Origin of the sequence: Chitinophaga ginsengisegetis (genome assembly GCF_900168065.1) — a bacterium.
GTDB lineage: Bacteria > Bacteroidota > Bacteroidia > Chitinophagales > Chitinophagaceae > Chitinophaga > Chitinophaga ginsengisegetis.
Map to the genome: position 1 here is coordinate 278,273 of NZ_FUZZ01000004.1, position 15,298 is coordinate 293,570.

The window sequence follows — 15,298 nt, forward strand, 5'->3', positions numbered from 1 at the left end:
CAAACACTATTAAAATATTAATTATGCTGAAAAGAACCAGTGCAATGCTTATCCCGTTAGCCGCAGCCAGCCTGCTGTTTACCACGGCCAGTTGCCAGAACGGCAACAGTAAGACAGGCAACAGCCACACCGGCGATAGCACAGGTACCGATAAAGGCTTCGTACAGATCTTTGATGGTAAAACACTGAACGGATGGATAGGCGACTCTATTCACTGGCGGGCGGAAAACGGTCATATTGTTGGCGAAGTAACGCCTGAAACGTTACTGAAAACCAACACCTTCCTCATCTGGCAGGGCGATCAGCCGGCGGATTTTGAACTCACCTGCGAATTCAAAATTACCAGCGGCGGCAACAGCGGCATCAACTATCGCAGCGTAATGGTAGAAAATGTACCACACGCGCTGAAAGGCTACCAGGCAGATATTGACGGCGCCAACCGCTATACGGGTCAGAATTACGAAGAAAGAGGCCGTACTACCCTGGCCTACCGCGGACAGAAAACAACCATTCCCGAAGCAACTGATTCGCTGAAAAACGGCGTAAAGAACAACGCATGGAGCGCCGCCGTTGTTACCGGCTCACTCGGCAGCTCTGATTCACTGCAAGCGCTTATTAAAAGCGAAGACTGGAATAAATGCCGGCTTGTTGTAAAAGGCAATCACCTTCAGCACTACATCAATGGTGTGCTGATGAGTGATGTAACCGACAACGACACGGTGAACGGAAAAACCAAAGGATTGCTGGGCGTACAGGTGCATGTAGGTCCGCCGATGAAAGTGGAATACCGTGATATTAAGCTGAAAAGTCTTTAAACTGATTTTATTTTTAGAATTGAATGGCTGTGGCGCTGTGGTATGTTATTCCATAGCGCCACAGCCGTTTTACTTTTATATTACTACCAAATCCCCTCCGCACTTTTTATTATATTAGCTGCACAAAAACAGGAAACAATGCAGTTATCTATTGCCATCGACATGGACGAAACCATTGCAGACCCAATCAAAAAAGCCAGGGCATGGTATTACAGGGACTATGGTAAAACATTTACCACGGAAGAACTTCACGGCAAAACATTATCGGATATCCTGCCGGAAGAGCACAAAGCAAAGATTAAGGAATACCTGAATACACCCGGCTTTTTCCGCGACCTGGAAATATTCCCGAATGCAGTGGACGTAATAAAAGAACTGAACAAGAAGTATAAATTGTATATCGTATCCGCAGCGATGGAGTTTCCCACTTCGCTGAAAGACAAATACGACTGGCTGCAGGAGCATTTTCCTTTTCTTGACTGGCGGCAATATTGCCTGTGTGGCGATAAATCTATTGTACAAACAGACATCATGATAGATGACCTGATCCGCAATTTCAGCAATTTCAAAGGCCGGCCATTATTGTATCACGGGCATCATAACGTACATGTAGAAGGCTACGAGCGGATCATGAACTGGGAAGATGCAGCGAAGAAATTGCTGTAGTTACTGCCTGATAATCCGTCCGTCTTCCATTTCAATAATGCGGTTGGTATTTCCCGCAAATTCCGGATCATGCGTTACAATGAGCAATGTTTGCTGGTATTGTAACGATAGTTCCCGGAAGATATCGAACACAAGCTGACCGTTTTTCTTATCCAGGTTGCCGGTAGGCTCATCGCCCATTATAATGGCGGGATCGTTGATCAGCGCACGTGCAATGGCCACCCGTTGCTTTTGTCCGCCCGACAACTGGTTGGCGTTCTTTAATGCCAGCTCGTCGATATGCAGCATTTTAAGCCGCTCCATGGCGCGGTGCTCTGTTTCCTGCTCCGAATACCGGTTCAGCTTCAAACCGGGCAGCATCACGTTCCTGAGCACACTGAATTCGTTCAGCAGGTAATGGAACTGAAATACGAAACCGATCTTTTCATTCCGGATGCGGGCCAGCTGCTTTTCTTTCTGGTTGGTGACCAGCTGCTGATCGATCCATAGCTGTCCTTCGTAATCGGTATCCATAGTGGAAAGAACGTAGAGCAAGGTGGACTTTCCGCACCCTGACCTGCCCACTACCGAAACAAATTCTCCTTTATTGACAGACATGCTCACGTCGTTCAGTACCGGTATGGTTACCGGGTCATGAAACGACTTGTTGATATGACTGGCCTGCAGAATAACCTCGCTCATCTTATTTTCCTCTTATGATAACAACAGGATCTACCTTGCTGGCTTTCCTTGCGGGGAAGTAGCCTGCAAAGTAAGTGGTGACCAATGAAAATATGGCGCCTATAAAATAATAGGCCGGATTATAATTCACGGGGAAGGTAGTAATGGTAGGCAATGCCGCTGTGCGAAAAGGGATCTGATCAATGATAACAGATACTCCGAATCCGAGGAACAGCCCTGCCACACCGCCGAACAAACCAATGCTCAGGGCGATCACAATAAAGATGCGGTTCACATCACTGCCGCAAAAGCCGGTGGCTTTCATAATAGCAATGGCATCCATTTTTTCATAGATCATCATATTCAGGATATTATAGATCCCGAAACCGGCCACAATTAACAGGGTGATGCCTACTGAATAAGAAATCAGTGTTCTGATAAAGCTACCGGTTTCAAACTGTGAGTTAGCGGTTTGTATATCTTCTGTATCGGCCTGGAACAACGCGCCATACTCTTTCGCCACGGCGGGCGCCATATTCAGATCCGTGAGTTTTACCTGGATATCTGTGAGATAATTATTAGGCTTTCCCAATAGTTTTTGCGCGGTATTGATAGACGTGTAGCATTGTACTTTATCGAAATCCTGTAACCCCGACTGGAAATAGCCTACTACTTTCAGCGGCATGATATCGCCCTGCGAAGTAGTGACCTGTACTACATCTCCGGGGTCTGCCAATAATTTCTCCGCTACGCCTTTTCCGAGAATAATGCTGTTGGGTACATTTTTCAGATCGATGGGTTTGCCTGTAATGATGTAATCATTAAAATGAAACAGGGTACTTTCCGACTGCACATCAATCCCGTTAATAACACCGGTAATATCTATAGTACCGGCGTTAAAGAAAACGGGCGCAATAATTTTCGGGGCAACGCCTGTTACCCTGTTATCTTTTCTCAGCATATCCAGAATAGCGGCGCTGTTATATATTTCCTGGCGCCCGCTGGCAGACTTCACAGATTTAATAAAGTTATGCGACTGTTTGTATTCGCCGGAAAGATTAACAGGCTGGTATTTGCTGGGCTTAATATCATTGTAGATGCGTACATGCGGCGTTCTGTTGAGTATCAGCCCGTCGAGCAAACCATTGAGCCCTGTCATGAAGCTCAGTAAAGCTATGAACATGGTAATACTGAAGGTAACGCCCACTGCCGCCACCAGCGTTTGTCTCCAGCGCGCCTTCATCAGGGAAAATGATATACTGAAAATCAGTTTGTAGTTCATGGCGCAGGTTTCATGATAACATCGGCAGTTGTGAGGCCGCCCAGGATCTCCACTTTCTGATAGTCTTTCAGGCCTGTTACCACTTTCTTCTTCTCCTTATTTTCCAGCATTACATAATCATCTTCCAATAAAAAACTCCGGGGGATGATCAATGCTTTTTCTTTTGATTGAATAACGATGTTTGCCTCCAGGGTCATGTTGGGGTAAATGACTGGTGGCTGTTTTACGAAAGCAGCATCGATGGTGAAGGACCGTGAGCGTTCATTCATGATGGGATATATTTTCTCCACGCTTGCTTCAAAGGCTTGTCCTTTGTAGCTGTCGAGCGTAATGAATACTTTCTGTCCCAGCCGGATGCGGGCAATATCGTATTCGTCTGCCTGCAGTTCCAGGTAAAAGTTACCGGCCTCGCCAATAACGGCCACGGGGCTTTGGGTATTTACCATCTCTCCGTTCTTTTTCAGGATGCTGTATACCTTGCCGTCGATATCACTTCTCACGGTATAATCACTGTTTTGCGTGGTGCTGATTTCGAGGTTCTTACCGGACTGCTTTGCCGCGAAGTTCAGTTGTTTCTGCAGATCGTTGTATTTATATAAAGCGATGTTGTAGGAAGTCAGCGAACTTTTATAAGCCAGTTCTGCCTGTTCCACCTGATGCAGGCTACCGATCTGTTGTTCCCAGAGCCGGCGTTGGCGGACCAGTAAGAGCGAATCATTATTGAGTTTTATTTTAGCAAGATCGATGTTGACCTTTAACTCGTTTAACTTTTCTGTATTGGCGCTTACAGCGGCGTAGGCGGCAGAAAGGGCGGCGTTTTCCGTGTTTAGTTTCGCTGTTTCATTCAGCACATGGATAATGGCATCTCCCTTCTTTACCGTATCTCCTTCTGTAACCGGAATACTAACGATCAACCCGTTTACTTTGGAAAATACCTGGTACTGGTGGCGGCTTTTAATGATGCCGGAAGCGTATACGGATTCAGTGATATTTTCAACCACGGGATGTGTCTTTTCCCATTTACTTTTGCAGGAAGACAATATGAGGAGGAGCAAGAGAATTTTAACTGCCTTCATGTAGTATATTTTTCCTGCCCGATGTTACCGGCAGTGCTTCACTGGTAGTTTACAATCAACAAATGTACGGCATCTGTCCGTAAAAAGTTCGTACCTTTCTATATAGACCACGCTTAAATGCTGCTTTATATGGGAAAATTTTTTGACGATATCAAGCCCGTACACCAGGACTTTATTGCTGCGCAGAAATTGTTTTTTGTAGCCTCCGCGCCGCTGAGTGATCAGGGCCATGTAAACCTTTCGCCCAAAGGGCTCGACAGTTTCAGGGTACTCTCCTCCAGCAAAGTAGCCTACCTCGATATTGTGGGCAGCGGAAATGAAACCTCCGCGCATCTCCGGGAGAATGGCCGTATTACCTTTATGTTTTGTGCCTTCGACGGGCCGCCCAATATTTTGCGTTTATACGGTAAAGGCTATACGGTGCTGCCGGGCGATCCGGAATGGCCGGAGCTGTCGGCGCTGTTTACGTTGTTGCCCGCCACCCGCCAGATCATTGTGGCGGATATCCATAAAGTACAAACCTCCTGCGGCTTTGGCGTTCCGTTGTATGAATACACCGGCGAGCGGGATCATGCCGCCAAATGGGCGGAAAAGAAAGGTCCCGAGGGACTGGAAGCTTACAAAGCAGAGAAAAACCTGGTGAGCATGGACGGATTGCCTACCGAACTGGGTGCGTAATCATTTAATCGGTATTCACCAGCGGAACGATGTACTTACCAATCAATTCAATGGACTTCAGCAATTTTTCATGGGATAAGCCCGCGTTATCCATTTGAAAAGTGATCCTGGAGATGCCACCCAGCGCTTCGCTGTGGCGGAGGATCTTTTCTGCTACCTCTTCAGGGCCGCCTACCAGCAGGGCACCGGTGGGACCTGTCTGTGCATCAAACTGCGCACGGGTTACAGGAGGCCATCCCCGCTCCTTTCCAATCCTGGTGAATGTTTCGGCGTAGCCGGGGAAATAGTCGCTCACAGCCTGTTGCCTGTTTTCCGCAACATACCCCAATGAATGTACGCCTACGGTTAATTTATCGGGCGAATGCCCGGCCTTTCTGCCAGCTTCCCGGTAGAGGTCTACCAACGGGCGGAAACGGTGGGTTTCCCCTCCTATAATGGCCACCATGAGTGGCAGCCCCAACGTACCTGCACGGGCAAACGATTGTGGGGTGCCGCCTACACCCAGCCAAATGGGTATAGGATCCTGCACCGGGCGCGGATAAATGGCAATATTATTAAGCGCCGGCCGGAAACGGCCTTTCCAGGTAACCACTTCATGATCACGGATATTCAGGAGCAGGTCCAGTTTTTCGATAAAGAGCGCATCATAATCCTGGAGGCTATAACCAAAAAGCGGGTATGCTTCTATAAAGGACCCGCGGCCCACCACCATTTCGGCGCGGCCACGGGAAACAATATCCAGTGTGGCGAAATTCTGAAATACCCTTACCGGGTCGGCGGCACTGAGCACTGTTACTGCACTGGAAAGACGGATATGTTTTGTACGGGCTGCTGCAGCCGCCAGGATGATGGTGGGTGCAGAGTCCAGGAATTCTTTCCGGTGATGTTCACCGATGCCAAATACATCCAACCCGGCATGATCGGCCATCACAATTCTTTCCAGCAGATCCGCCATTTCATCCATATTACTTTCTGCGACCGGCTTATTGTTTAAACCATTGGTGGCGGCAAAGCTATCTATTCCTACTTCCATGATCAATCCTTTTAGGGATGTTAAATATAAGCAATTAAAAAAGCCACCAATGGTGGCTTTGGTATGATAAACACTTTAATAAGAAACTTAGTTCAGCACATAATGCGCCAGTACCTTCTGCACCTCGTATACATCCACCGATTTGCTGAATTGCTTTTTGATGCTCGGCAGTTCTTCACCAGAGATCCAGATTTTCAGTTCTGCATCCAGTTCAAAAGTACCGGCTGTTTCCACGCTGAACCTGGAAATGCTCTTGTAGGAGATACTGCGGTATTCTGTTTTACTACCGGTAAGCCCCTGCTTATCGATCAGGATAAGACGTTTATTGGTAAATATAAAAGTATCCCTGATCAGCTTGAAACCCAGTTCTACCCGTTCTGAATCGAGCAGGAGTTTGCCATAATCTTTAGTTAACTGCTCCTGGCTAACGGTGGCTGCATTGCCAATAAGACCTGAAAAAAATCCCATATAAAAATTACGTTTGTTGTGGTGATGGATCCAAGATATTACAAATATTGTAAATAATAGAGGATTATGGCGGATAAATTCAGCCACACTTTAACTACGCTTCATCCATGCTTTAAGTACGCTTCAACTACGCTTCATCTTTGGTATTCCTCACAAGGCCAATACCCGATATGAAGAAGATAACCCCGATCACAGCAGCCACCAGTAGCTGCCGCCATTGCATACTTTGCTGGATAAAACCATAACCGGCATAAATGATACCCATTATCCCCAGGATAGTCAGGATGGTTCCGAAGAGTCTTTTTACATTCATGGCTTGTGTTATTTGACTATTAGTCAAACAATATCTATGCCGCGGGGGAAAGCTGTGTCTGCCGTTGGGGTTATTGCTGATCATCCGTCCGGAAAGAAGAAGCCGGTAACCCTTCCCGGTTATAAAGATCCCCCCTTACCCAATTCTTAAATGCGTACCTCACTGCAACCGGCGCCACCACTGAATCGCATTGAACTTTCACCTGGTTACGGTGAACAATAACCGCAGCAGCCGGATAAAAAACATGGTCGCTGCCTGCCATTTCAAAATGTTCCAAAGACTTGTTGTTAGCCGTGAGACCGTGTTTGGCAAAGTCGAAATAAAGATAAGCCTGGCTTCCCCTGATCTTCATCTTTCTAAAAACAGGCGAAACGCAGGCAACATCTTTCTGACGATATGTTTTTGACAGCGCCCAGTAAGAAAGGCGTTGGCTCACCACCGTTTTATCCGGTGGATGAATATATTTTTCTTCACCCGCATCCAGTATCACGGCCATGCCTGCGCTGGGGATATCACGCAGTGCCAGCAATTGTGATTCCCGCAGGACAGCCGGTAACTGCTCATGACGGGGATCAGCATATCCATAAGGCGCTATCTGCACATAATAAAAGGGCAAACAGCTTCCTCTCCATAGCGCTCTCCATTCTTTCACCATAGCCGGCAACAGCCTGCGGTAAAGCAACGGATGCTCCCTGTTTGATTCTCCCTGGTACCAGATAAACCCCTTCACCGTATAATCTGATACCGGCAGGATCATGGCATTGAACAGCACAGCTGGCGAATGCTCCGGATTCTTTTCGGGATCTCTGATCGTATCCGGCCTGTTGGTGGACCACACTTCCGGGAAAGCCGACAAGTTCTTTTCACTCATCCAGGATTGTATGGCTGTTCCTCCCCAATAAGTGGCAATAATGCCGATGGGTACGTGCAGCTTTTCATGCAGGATTTTTGCATACTGATAGGCAACAGCGCTGAAATCCTTCACGGTAGCGGTGTCTGTGGCCTTCCAGCTACCATTGCAATCAGCTAAAGGTACCGGTGACACCACTTTGGGCACCCGGAAAACGTGTATATCCGGATGATTAACCGCATCCGCAATAATAGCAGCTGCGTTTAAAACCGGTTGTTTGTTGTATCCTTTCAAAGGCATTTCCATGTTGGATTGCCCGGAGCATACCCATACTTCCCCGATTAATACATCTTTCACACGGATATGCGTTGTCTCACTGGTAAAATCAACACTGTAGGGGCCACCGGCAGGTGGCGTAGGGATACGCGCCTGCCATTTCCCGGCGCTGTCTGTAACAGCCGTATATCTTTTTGAGGTCCAGCCGGGCGTAATGTTCACCTGGCTGCCTTTGCCCGCCCAGCCCCACATCACGGCGTTTGAGCGTTGCTGTAATACCATATGGTCACTTATCACCGCTGGCAGTGATAAGTGACCGGTATGCGACTGCGGCAAACTTCTTAACGGAAAAATGAGCAGCACTAAAATGCTTAAAAGACCAGTTCTTGCTGACATTGTATTTCTTTCTTCTTCATAAATTTAAATTCCACGTTCTTCCCCAATAAACCGGGAGCTACCTTATTATCCTGTATGCGCACATTCCTGCACCCTGAAAGAAAAAAGGCAGCTTTGCGGGCGTGATAAGGTTTATAGTCGTAGCTCCTGATGAGATCATTGCTGATGAACTGCAGCCCGTTTACCGATTGTGCGAATAGTATAGGATAGTCGAACGCATAAAAACTATTTCCTTCTATCCGTATATTTTTATGATAAAGCGGTGTGCTATCATTCATCACCGGGATCTCCGGGTAAATGCTGATCACCGCTTCTGTAAACTGGTAGTCGGATGTATTACACGGAGCGAGAAATTTATTTCCTTTTATCAGCAGGTCGGTGATAGCGCCGGATTCATACCAGGAGTTCACATCGCCGGCTATCAGAATGGCCGAGCCACTGGAGGCAAAGCTGTTGTTTTCAATGATCACTTTTTTAGGGGTGGTTACCAGCAGCCCTCTTGCACGACAGCTTTCGAAAGATGTATTCCTCACGGTCACCGCGGGAGTCCAGCTCATATTTTCGAGGCCATCTCCTTCCTGTATACGTGCCGGTATTTCGCCGGCAAGGGTGAGTTCAAAATCTGTGGTGCTTATTTTACGGAACGTGGTTACCTTGCCTTTGCCAATAGCTGCCAGTGAATGGTGATCTATAAACGCAATGTTATCGCCTATTTCCGACCATTCCATGCCTACGCTCATCGGCTCCATGAAGCGGCACAGCAACCTGTTTTTATCCAGCTTGCTGATTATGCGCACATAAGTGCCATGCACATTAATAGGATCATCCATCAGGCCACCAAAGCGGCAGCTGTCTACATAAATATTACCGCGGCAGTTGGAGAAGTGCAGCCCGTCATCATGACCACTGAAATACCTTCCCTTTGCTATATTTGGAACAATGGAGATGTTTTTAAAAGTAAGATCAGAAGTGTACTGCGATAATATCCCTAACCCTGCGCAATGGTAGCCGTTCACTTTTTCCATTAGAATGTTATCGCTGTGTGTTACAAAGATCATGGCATGATCGCGGCTGTTGTGACGCAATACCAGTATGTTTCCGGGTGAAGGCTTCCGCCGGAAAGGATGATGCAACCGCACCACGCCATTGTCCATAGCGGTGGCTTTATATCCCCGCCAGTCCGGCCCCAGGGCGCTGGGCTCATCGCCTGTTTTGTAAGCAATAAGATGCGTATCCTTTTCGTATTCCATGATGCCGGTGATCTTACCACTCCAGCCTTCGGCGGCAAACAGCATCTGCCCGTTTACGATAGTGTATGGATACTGCGCGGTGTCTATACGTACATCTATATACGCAGCGGTAGTATCCAATACAACTGCCTGCGCCGTCAGCGGAAAATCCCAGTCGATAGAAACATTGCGGAGTGTAACATGACTGCTCCGCTCAATAGTGAACGGCTGTATCCTGCCATGATACACAAATTCCGATCCTGCGCCTTCTATCACCAGCTTCTTAAATCCTGCTATCATGATGGCGTTGTACTTCGGGTTGATATCCGAGGTATTGGATTCGTAGTACACTTTCTTTACTGCGTGCTGCGGCCAGAAATCATAACGTCCCGCCGGGAAAAACAGCAGCGGGTTTTCTTTTTGCCGGCAGGCTTCCAGTGCGGCCTGTACTGCGGCTACGGCGTCTGCACGACTATCAGGCCGTGCACCAAAACCGGTTACGTATACTGTATCGTAAGCCGCGGCTCCATGTGTGTATTGCAGGCACAATACACACATGGCTAATAAAATTAAATATCTATACATAGCGCGGAAGTTAGTAGCCGGGATTTTGTTTGAGTTTTGGATTCAGGTCAATTTCTCCCTGTGGAACCGGCCAGAGATAAAGGGCGTCCACAAAATGGCGGACATCCAGTTGCTGGCCCGTCATTGTTTTAATCACAGCGCCATCCATCAGCTCTTTCGCAATACCCCAGCGGCGGATATCTGAATAGTAAATACCTTCAAAGGCCAGTTCTATCCTTCTTTCGTGGCGGATAATATCACGCATCTGTTCTTTTGTTTTGCCGGCAGGGATAGCAGGCATCTCTACGCCTTTTCTTGCCCGCACCTGGTTGATGGCATTATATACCGCGGCATCCGGACCGTTTGTTTCATTCTCTGCTTCTGCATACAGTAACAGTAAATCGGCATACCGGAACACGATGTAGTTTAGCGGGGAGTCGCCCCAGTTGAAACCATCTACCGTTAATACATGCTTCCTGGGCAGGTAGCCGATGAAGGTTGATTTTGCACCACCTACTTTGATGTTGTCATAAGCAATCCCTTTCCATACGGAGCCGGGACGGATGATGGTATAATCCAGCCGCGGGTCCCTGTCTTTAAACGGGTTGGCCGCATCATACCCGGAAGCAGGATCGGTGATCATCTTCCCGTTCTTCATCTCATAACTGTTTACGAGATCCTGCGTAGGATATGCCTGGTCCCAGCCTTTTCCGAAAGAGCTTTGAGGGCCCATAAATCCATCCAGCGGGCTGCCTTCTCCCAGTCCTGGTCCGGCATATTGCACATCAAATATTACTTCCGCGTTGTTTTCTGCTGCCACATCTGTAAACATGGCTTCGTAGTTATCATACAGGCGGTACTGGCCTTTGTCGATGAGCTGTTTGGCTACTGCCGCTACCTGTTGATATTGTTTTCCCAGCAGCAGCGCTTTTGCTTTGAGCATCAGGGCAGCGCCCTGTGTAGCCCTGCCGGTATTGGCTTTATCATACACTGCAGGCAGGGATTTCACTGCTTCGTCGCATTGTGCTTCCACAAAAGTCAGCACTTCTTCGCGGGTATTTCTGCCGGGAAGCTCTGCGCCCAGTTGCAGGGTATGTTCAATAAGCGGCACGCCACCGTAATAGTCGGCCAGGTTGTAGTAAAACAGTGCGCGTAAAAACTGTGCTTCTCCCAGCAGGCGTCCCTTCAATGTTTCATCCATTTTTATACCCGGTATTTTTTCCAGCGCCAGGTTCGATTTGTAGATACCATTGTACAGCTGCACCCATTTATCATTTACGGGTGTGATAAGCGTAGGCAACAGGTTGCCTTTGGAGATACCGCCATATCCTTCGAGATAATCGCTCCAGATCCAGGCGTTGGGCGTCATTCCATCCGTCATTGGGTTGTAGCCGTAAATCTGGTAGTTGTGCTGCATCTGCTCATAGATGGCAGTGATACCGGAAAGTGCATCTGCATCCGACTTCCAGAAGTTGGTATCTGAAAGCTGGTCCGAGGGTTTGGAATTCAGAAAATCTTTTGTGCATCCTGCCAGCAGGATTATATAAAGCGCAAGCGTAATTTTTTTCATGGTACACTAGTTTAGAATGAGGCATTTATTCCCAAAGAGAAAGTGCGCACATTTGGATTTTCAATCTGGTAATCGGTGTAGTTACCTGTTTCCGGGTCCAGTCCATTATATTTTGTCCAGGTGAAAGGGTTCTGCGCATCGGCATATAGCTGTATTCCTGCAATGAATGTTTTCTTCAGCCAGCCTGCCGGGAAATTATAAGAGAGCTGCATATTTTTTACTCTCAGGAAAGAGCCGTTCTGTACCCAGAAAGAAGATGCCTGCGTATTATCGCTGTTGCTGTCTGTTGTTAACCGCGGGATGTCGCTGTTGGGATTATCCGTTGACCAGGCGTTGAGGAAATGGGAATTGATTTCCCGGCCGTAACGTACAGCGCTGGTGTACCACAGGTTCTGGTAATACCTTTTCACACCGGCGATGCCCTGGAACAGCACCGACAAAGAGATGCCCTTGTATCCTGCCTGGAGGGTAAGACCATAAGTATATTCAGGAATAACGCTGCCGAGGTAAGTCCGGTCGCTGCCATTGATCACACCATCCTGTTTTACGTCTGCATATTTAAGATCGCCTGGTTTGTTGGAACCCGACAATTTTTGTTTGGCCCAGTTGTCGATATCATGCTGATTTTTAAAAGTGCCCTGCGCCTGGTAACCGTATAATGCACCGATAGGTAGCCCTTGTTTGATGATAGAGTTATTGCCGATACTTTGTATTACATCGGGGTTGCCCTGGAAGCGCAACACCTTATTGGTATTGTGGCTCAGGTTACTGCTAATGGCGTATTGAAAAGATCCCACGGTATTTTTATATCCGAGTGCGGCTTCCCATCCCCTGTTCTGGACTACTGCCACGTTCTGGTATGGCGGGGTAAGCGCGCCGTATAAAGATGACAGTGGCAGCTGTACCAGGATGTTGCCGGTGCGGCGGTTGTACCAGTCGAATGTAATATCAAAATGTTCCCTGAACAGGCTGATATCTGCCCCGATATCTGTGGTAGCGGTACTTTCCCAGGTGATATCCGGGTTGGGTAATGCCTTTGGCGCTAAACCGGCCGACAGGCTGTTGCCGAAAATATAGTTTTGTCCTGCTGCATAAAGGCCCATGTATTGATACAGCCCGATGTTCTGGTTACCCAGTTTACCCCAGGAACCCCTGATCTTGATATCATCTACAAAAGACAGCTCTGCATTGCGGAAAAAGTTTTCCCGGCTCAATCGCCATGCGCCTGAAAACGATGGGAATATTCCCCAGCGGTTACCGGCGGCAAAGCGGGAAGATCCGTCGTAGCGGAGGTTTGCTTCCAGCAGGTATTTTTCTTTGTAGTTGTAGTTCACCCGTCCGAAGTAGGAAGACAGTGCATAGGATGACGAGGTACCTCCCACAATGGGTTGCGACAGGCCTGCGCTCAGCTCCCAGGTATCGTTGGAGGGGAAGCCCTGTACGCTGCCGGAGAACCAGGCGTTCCTGCTGGTTTCCCTGCTGGCGCCTAATAAAACGGACACGTGATGATCCTGTGCAAATGTTTTATCGTAGTTGAGGGTAGTATAAAAAGTAAGTGCGAGACTGTTATCGTTTCTCTGATACAGTGTAGAAGGAACGGAGGCATTGCTCACGGTTACTTCATCCTTCTGGAAGTTCCAGAGGTTCTGCACAGCGCCGGAATATTTATATTGCTTGCTTTCCTTGTTATATATTTCCGCACTGCCGTTTACCTGCCATTTCAGGTCTTTCATAATTTCCCATTCGCCATATAACTTCGCAAAAGAGTATTGGCCTACCTGCGGATAAAACCAGGTATCCATATACTGCTGCGGGTTAATGGCATTGGGACTTTCATCATCCGTGTTCCTGCCGCCGTATCTTGTTACGCCGTCTTTCGTCATGGTGGGTGTTACACCTGGTACGGAGTTGGCGCTGTAATATAACAGGGTGGTTACATCAAAGGGTTCGTTCACCTTATTCCAGTAGGAGTTCAGGTTAGCGCCTATTTTTATTTTATCGCTTATTTTATGATCCATATTCAGACGCAGGGTATATTTGGTAGCGTCTGTAGATTCCATGATCCCTTTGTTATAGAGATATCCCATAGATAGATAATAATCCGTTTTCTCATTTCCACCGCTCACCGACAGGTTGTGCCGGGTGATGATGCCCTGGCCGAAGATGACATCCATCCAGTTGGTATTGGGATACAATACCCGGTCGGTGGCATTTTTCCAGGCATCGATAGTAGCGGGTTTGAAGAGGTCCGTATTACCCGGGTTATCTGCTTTCTGAATGCGGTTCATGAGCTGCATGTAGGTTACATAGTCGGTAACCGGTTCAAAGAGATGCGTAGCTTTTTGTACGCCGGCAGATCCATTGTAGTTGATCACCGTTTTTCCTTTTTTGCCTCTTTTGGTGGTAACGAGGATTACACCGTTGGCCGCACGCGAGCCGTAGATGGCAGCGGAGGCCGCATCCTTCAGAATGGAGATGCTGGCCACATCGTTAGGGTTGAGGTTATTCAGCGAGCCCACGATGCCATCGATGAGTACCAGCGGATCGGAGTTATTGAGCGTACCTACCCCGCGGATGCGCAGTACTGCGCCGTCGCGGCCTGGCTGCCCCGAAGTTTGCGATACAGAGATGCCGGCAGCGAGCCCGGACAATGCCTGTGATACATCCGTGATGGCGCGGTTTTGCAGCTGCTGGTCGTAGTTAATGGAAGATACTGAGCCGGACAGGTCTTCTTTTCGTTGTGTGCCGTAGCCTACCACCACTACTTCACTGAGGCCGGTATTGGCAGGTGAAAGCATAATATTCACCATTGTTTGCCCGGCCAGCGGTACTTCTTTCTTTATATAACCCAGGTACGAAAATACCAGCACTGCATTATCCGGTGCGCTCAGGCTGTAGTGGCCTTTTTCATCCGTAGCAATACCGGTGGAAGTGCCTTTTACCTGGATGGTAACACCGGGCAGTGGTTTGCCGGTAACCGCGTCGGTAACGGTTCCCGTTACATTGGCCGCTGCGGGCAATACCGGCGCTTGGGGCTTTACGATGATTATTTTCTCCTGTATGGCATAATCGAGCGGTTGCCGGGCAAAGCAGATATCCAGTACTTCGCGGAGTGCGGCGTTCTTTACATCGAGTGTTACAGGCACTACGTGTTGCAGGTCTTCGTTGGTATAAATAAAGTTGTAGCCGGTCTGACTCCGGATCTCAGTAAAGATCTCTTTTAAAGATATGTTCCTGCCGGATATGGTTACCTTCTGAGCGCGGGCGGTAGCACATACCTGCAGACATGCGGCGAGCAATACAATAGCTGTGAGTTGCATAACCTTTGCAGTTGAGGAATTGAGAAGGCACAGGATTCCCCTGCCTTTGAAATAAGCATTCAAATACATACATTTGATTTGGGATAAAAGATTACGGTTACC

Annotated in this window: 13 protein-coding genes; 3 read left to right on the forward strand and 10 right to left on the reverse strand. The window is 48.0% G+C overall.

Annotated elements, in window-relative coordinates:
- The first annotated feature begins 23 nt into the window (after nucleotides 1-23).
- Both B5Z18_RS23845 and B5Z18_RS23850 read left to right on the forward strand, forming a co-directional pair.
- On the forward strand, nucleotides 24-815 hold the full coding sequence (locus B5Z18_RS23845; RefSeq protein ID WP_200817330.1) for a 3-keto-disaccharide hydrolase: 792 nt from the start codon (nucleotides 24-26) through the stop codon (nucleotides 813-815).
- 138 nt (nucleotides 816-953) lie between these two features.
- Nucleotides 954-1,481: a 5' nucleotidase, NT5C type gene (locus B5Z18_RS23850; RefSeq protein ID WP_200817331.1), complete on the forward strand. Its 528-nt coding sequence runs from the start codon at nucleotides 954-956 to the stop codon at nucleotides 1,479-1,481.
- On the opposite strand, the gene B5Z18_RS23855 is transcribed toward B5Z18_RS23850, so the two are convergent.
- From B5Z18_RS23855 to B5Z18_RS23865, 3 genes are read right to left on the reverse strand one after another with little or no spacing between them, the layout of a single operon-like run.
- The gene (locus tag B5Z18_RS23855) at nucleotides 1,482-2,162 is read right to left on the reverse strand and encodes an ABC transporter ATP-binding protein (protein WP_079472037.1); all 681 of its coding nucleotides are present in this window, start codon (nucleotides 2,160-2,162) and stop codon (nucleotides 1,482-1,484) included.
- 1 nt (nucleotide 2,163) lies between these two features.
- Nucleotides 2,164-3,423 carry an ABC transporter permease gene (locus tag B5Z18_RS23860; protein ID WP_079472038.1) on the reverse strand — a complete coding sequence of 420 codons (1,260 nt, stop codon included), beginning with the start codon at nucleotides 3,421-3,423 and terminating at the stop codon, nucleotides 2,164-2,166.
- Nucleotides 3,420-4,499 carry an efflux RND transporter periplasmic adaptor subunit gene (locus B5Z18_RS23865; RefSeq protein WP_079472039.1) on the reverse strand — a complete coding sequence of 360 codons (1,080 nt, stop codon included), beginning with the start codon at nucleotides 4,497-4,499 and terminating at the stop codon, nucleotides 3,420-3,422. Before B5Z18_RS23865 ends, B5Z18_RS23860 begins: the two co-directional genes overlap by 4 nt.
- A gap of 129 nt (nucleotides 4,500-4,628) precedes the next feature.
- Here B5Z18_RS23865 and B5Z18_RS23870 point away from each other — a divergent pair, with 129 nt between their 5' ends.
- Nucleotides 4,629-5,177 (forward strand): pyridoxamine 5'-phosphate oxidase family protein, encoded by a 549-nt coding sequence (locus B5Z18_RS23870; protein ID WP_079472485.1) that lies wholly within the window; start codon nucleotides 4,629-4,631, stop codon nucleotides 5,175-5,177.
- A 4-nt stretch (nucleotides 5,178-5,181) separates the two neighbouring features.
- Here the strand turns inward: B5Z18_RS23870 and B5Z18_RS23875 are convergent, their stop codons facing one another.
- The 7 genes from B5Z18_RS23875 to B5Z18_RS23905 form a co-directional block, all read right to left on the reverse strand.
- The gene (locus tag B5Z18_RS23875; RefSeq protein ID WP_079472040.1) at nucleotides 5,182-6,210 is read right to left on the reverse strand and encodes an LLM class flavin-dependent oxidoreductase; all 1,029 of its coding nucleotides are present in this window, start codon (nucleotides 6,208-6,210) and stop codon (nucleotides 5,182-5,184) included.
- Between the two features lie 87 nt (nucleotides 6,211-6,297).
- A complete protein-coding gene (locus tag B5Z18_RS23880; RefSeq protein WP_079472041.1) occupies nucleotides 6,298-6,678 on the reverse strand; it encodes a PH domain-containing protein in 381 nt (126 codons plus the stop codon).
- 127 nt (nucleotides 6,679-6,805) lie between these two features.
- Nucleotides 6,806-6,991, reverse strand: coding sequence for a hypothetical protein (locus B5Z18_RS23885; RefSeq protein ID WP_079472042.1), 186 nt, complete (start codon nucleotides 6,989-6,991; stop codon nucleotides 6,806-6,808).
- A gap of 70 nt (nucleotides 6,992-7,061) precedes the next feature.
- Entirely contained in the window at nucleotides 7,062-8,513 is a 1,452-nt protein-coding gene (locus B5Z18_RS23890) for a sialate O-acetylesterase (protein WP_079472043.1), read from the reverse strand.
- The gene (locus B5Z18_RS23895) at nucleotides 8,489-10,327 is read right to left on the reverse strand and encodes an alpha-1,3-galactosidase-related protein (protein WP_143313673.1); all 1,839 of its coding nucleotides are present in this window, start codon (nucleotides 10,325-10,327) and stop codon (nucleotides 8,489-8,491) included. The genes B5Z18_RS23890 and B5Z18_RS23895 overlap by 25 nt, the downstream gene beginning before the upstream one ends.
- 10 nt (nucleotides 10,328-10,337) lie before the next feature.
- Nucleotides 10,338-11,876 (reverse strand): RagB/SusD family nutrient uptake outer membrane protein, encoded by a 1,539-nt coding sequence (locus B5Z18_RS23900; protein WP_079472044.1) that lies wholly within the window; start codon nucleotides 11,874-11,876, stop codon nucleotides 10,338-10,340.
- 11 nt (nucleotides 11,877-11,887) lie between these two features.
- The gene (locus B5Z18_RS23905; protein ID WP_159454407.1) at nucleotides 11,888-15,196 is read right to left on the reverse strand and encodes a TonB-dependent receptor; all 3,309 of its coding nucleotides are present in this window, start codon (nucleotides 15,194-15,196) and stop codon (nucleotides 11,888-11,890) included.
- Between the last annotated feature and the right edge of the window lie 102 nt (nucleotides 15,197-15,298).

Coding starts and splice junctions, on each gene's coding strand:
- B5Z18_RS23860 (WP_079472038.1), bottom strand. CDS start 3,423: ATGAACTACAAACTGATTTTCAGTATATCATTTTCCCTGATGAAGGCG.
- B5Z18_RS23865 (WP_079472039.1), bottom strand. CDS start 4,499: ATGAAGGCAGTTAAAATTCTCTTGCTCCTCCTCATATTGTCTTCCTGC.
- B5Z18_RS23900 (WP_079472044.1), bottom strand. CDS start 11,876: ATGAAAAAAATTACGCTTGCGCTTTATATAATCCTGCTGGCAGGATGC.
- B5Z18_RS23855 (WP_079472037.1), bottom strand. CDS start 2,162: ATGAGCGAGGTTATTCTGCAGGCCAGTCATATCAACAAGTCGTTTCAT.
- B5Z18_RS23875 (WP_079472040.1), bottom strand. CDS start 6,210: ATGGAAGTAGGAATAGATAGCTTTGCCGCCACCAATGGTTTAAACAAT.
- B5Z18_RS23895 (WP_143313673.1), bottom strand. CDS start 10,327: ATGTATAGATATTTAATTTTATTAGCCATGTGTGTATTGTGCCTGCAA.
- B5Z18_RS23905 (WP_159454407.1), bottom strand. CDS start 15,196: ATGCAACTCACAGCTATTGTATTGCTCGCCGCATGTCTGCAGGTATGT.
- B5Z18_RS23885 (WP_079472042.1), bottom strand. CDS start 6,991: ATGAATGTAAAAAGACTCTTCGGAACCATCCTGACTATCCTGGGGATA.
- B5Z18_RS23880 (WP_079472041.1), bottom strand. CDS start 6,678: ATGGGATTTTTTTCAGGTCTTATTGGCAATGCAGCCACCGTTAGCCAG.
- B5Z18_RS23890 (WP_079472043.1), bottom strand. CDS start 8,513: ATGTCAGCAAGAACTGGTCTTTTAAGCATTTTAGTGCTGCTCATTTTT.
- B5Z18_RS23845 (WP_200817330.1), top strand. CDS start 24: ATGCTGAAAAGAACCAGTGCAATGCTTATCCCGTTAGCCGCAGCCAGC.
- B5Z18_RS23850 (WP_200817331.1), top strand. CDS start 954: ATGCAGTTATCTATTGCCATCGACATGGACGAAACCATTGCAGACCCA.
- B5Z18_RS23870 (WP_079472485.1), top strand. CDS start 4,629: ATGGGAAAATTTTTTGACGATATCAAGCCCGTACACCAGGACTTTATT.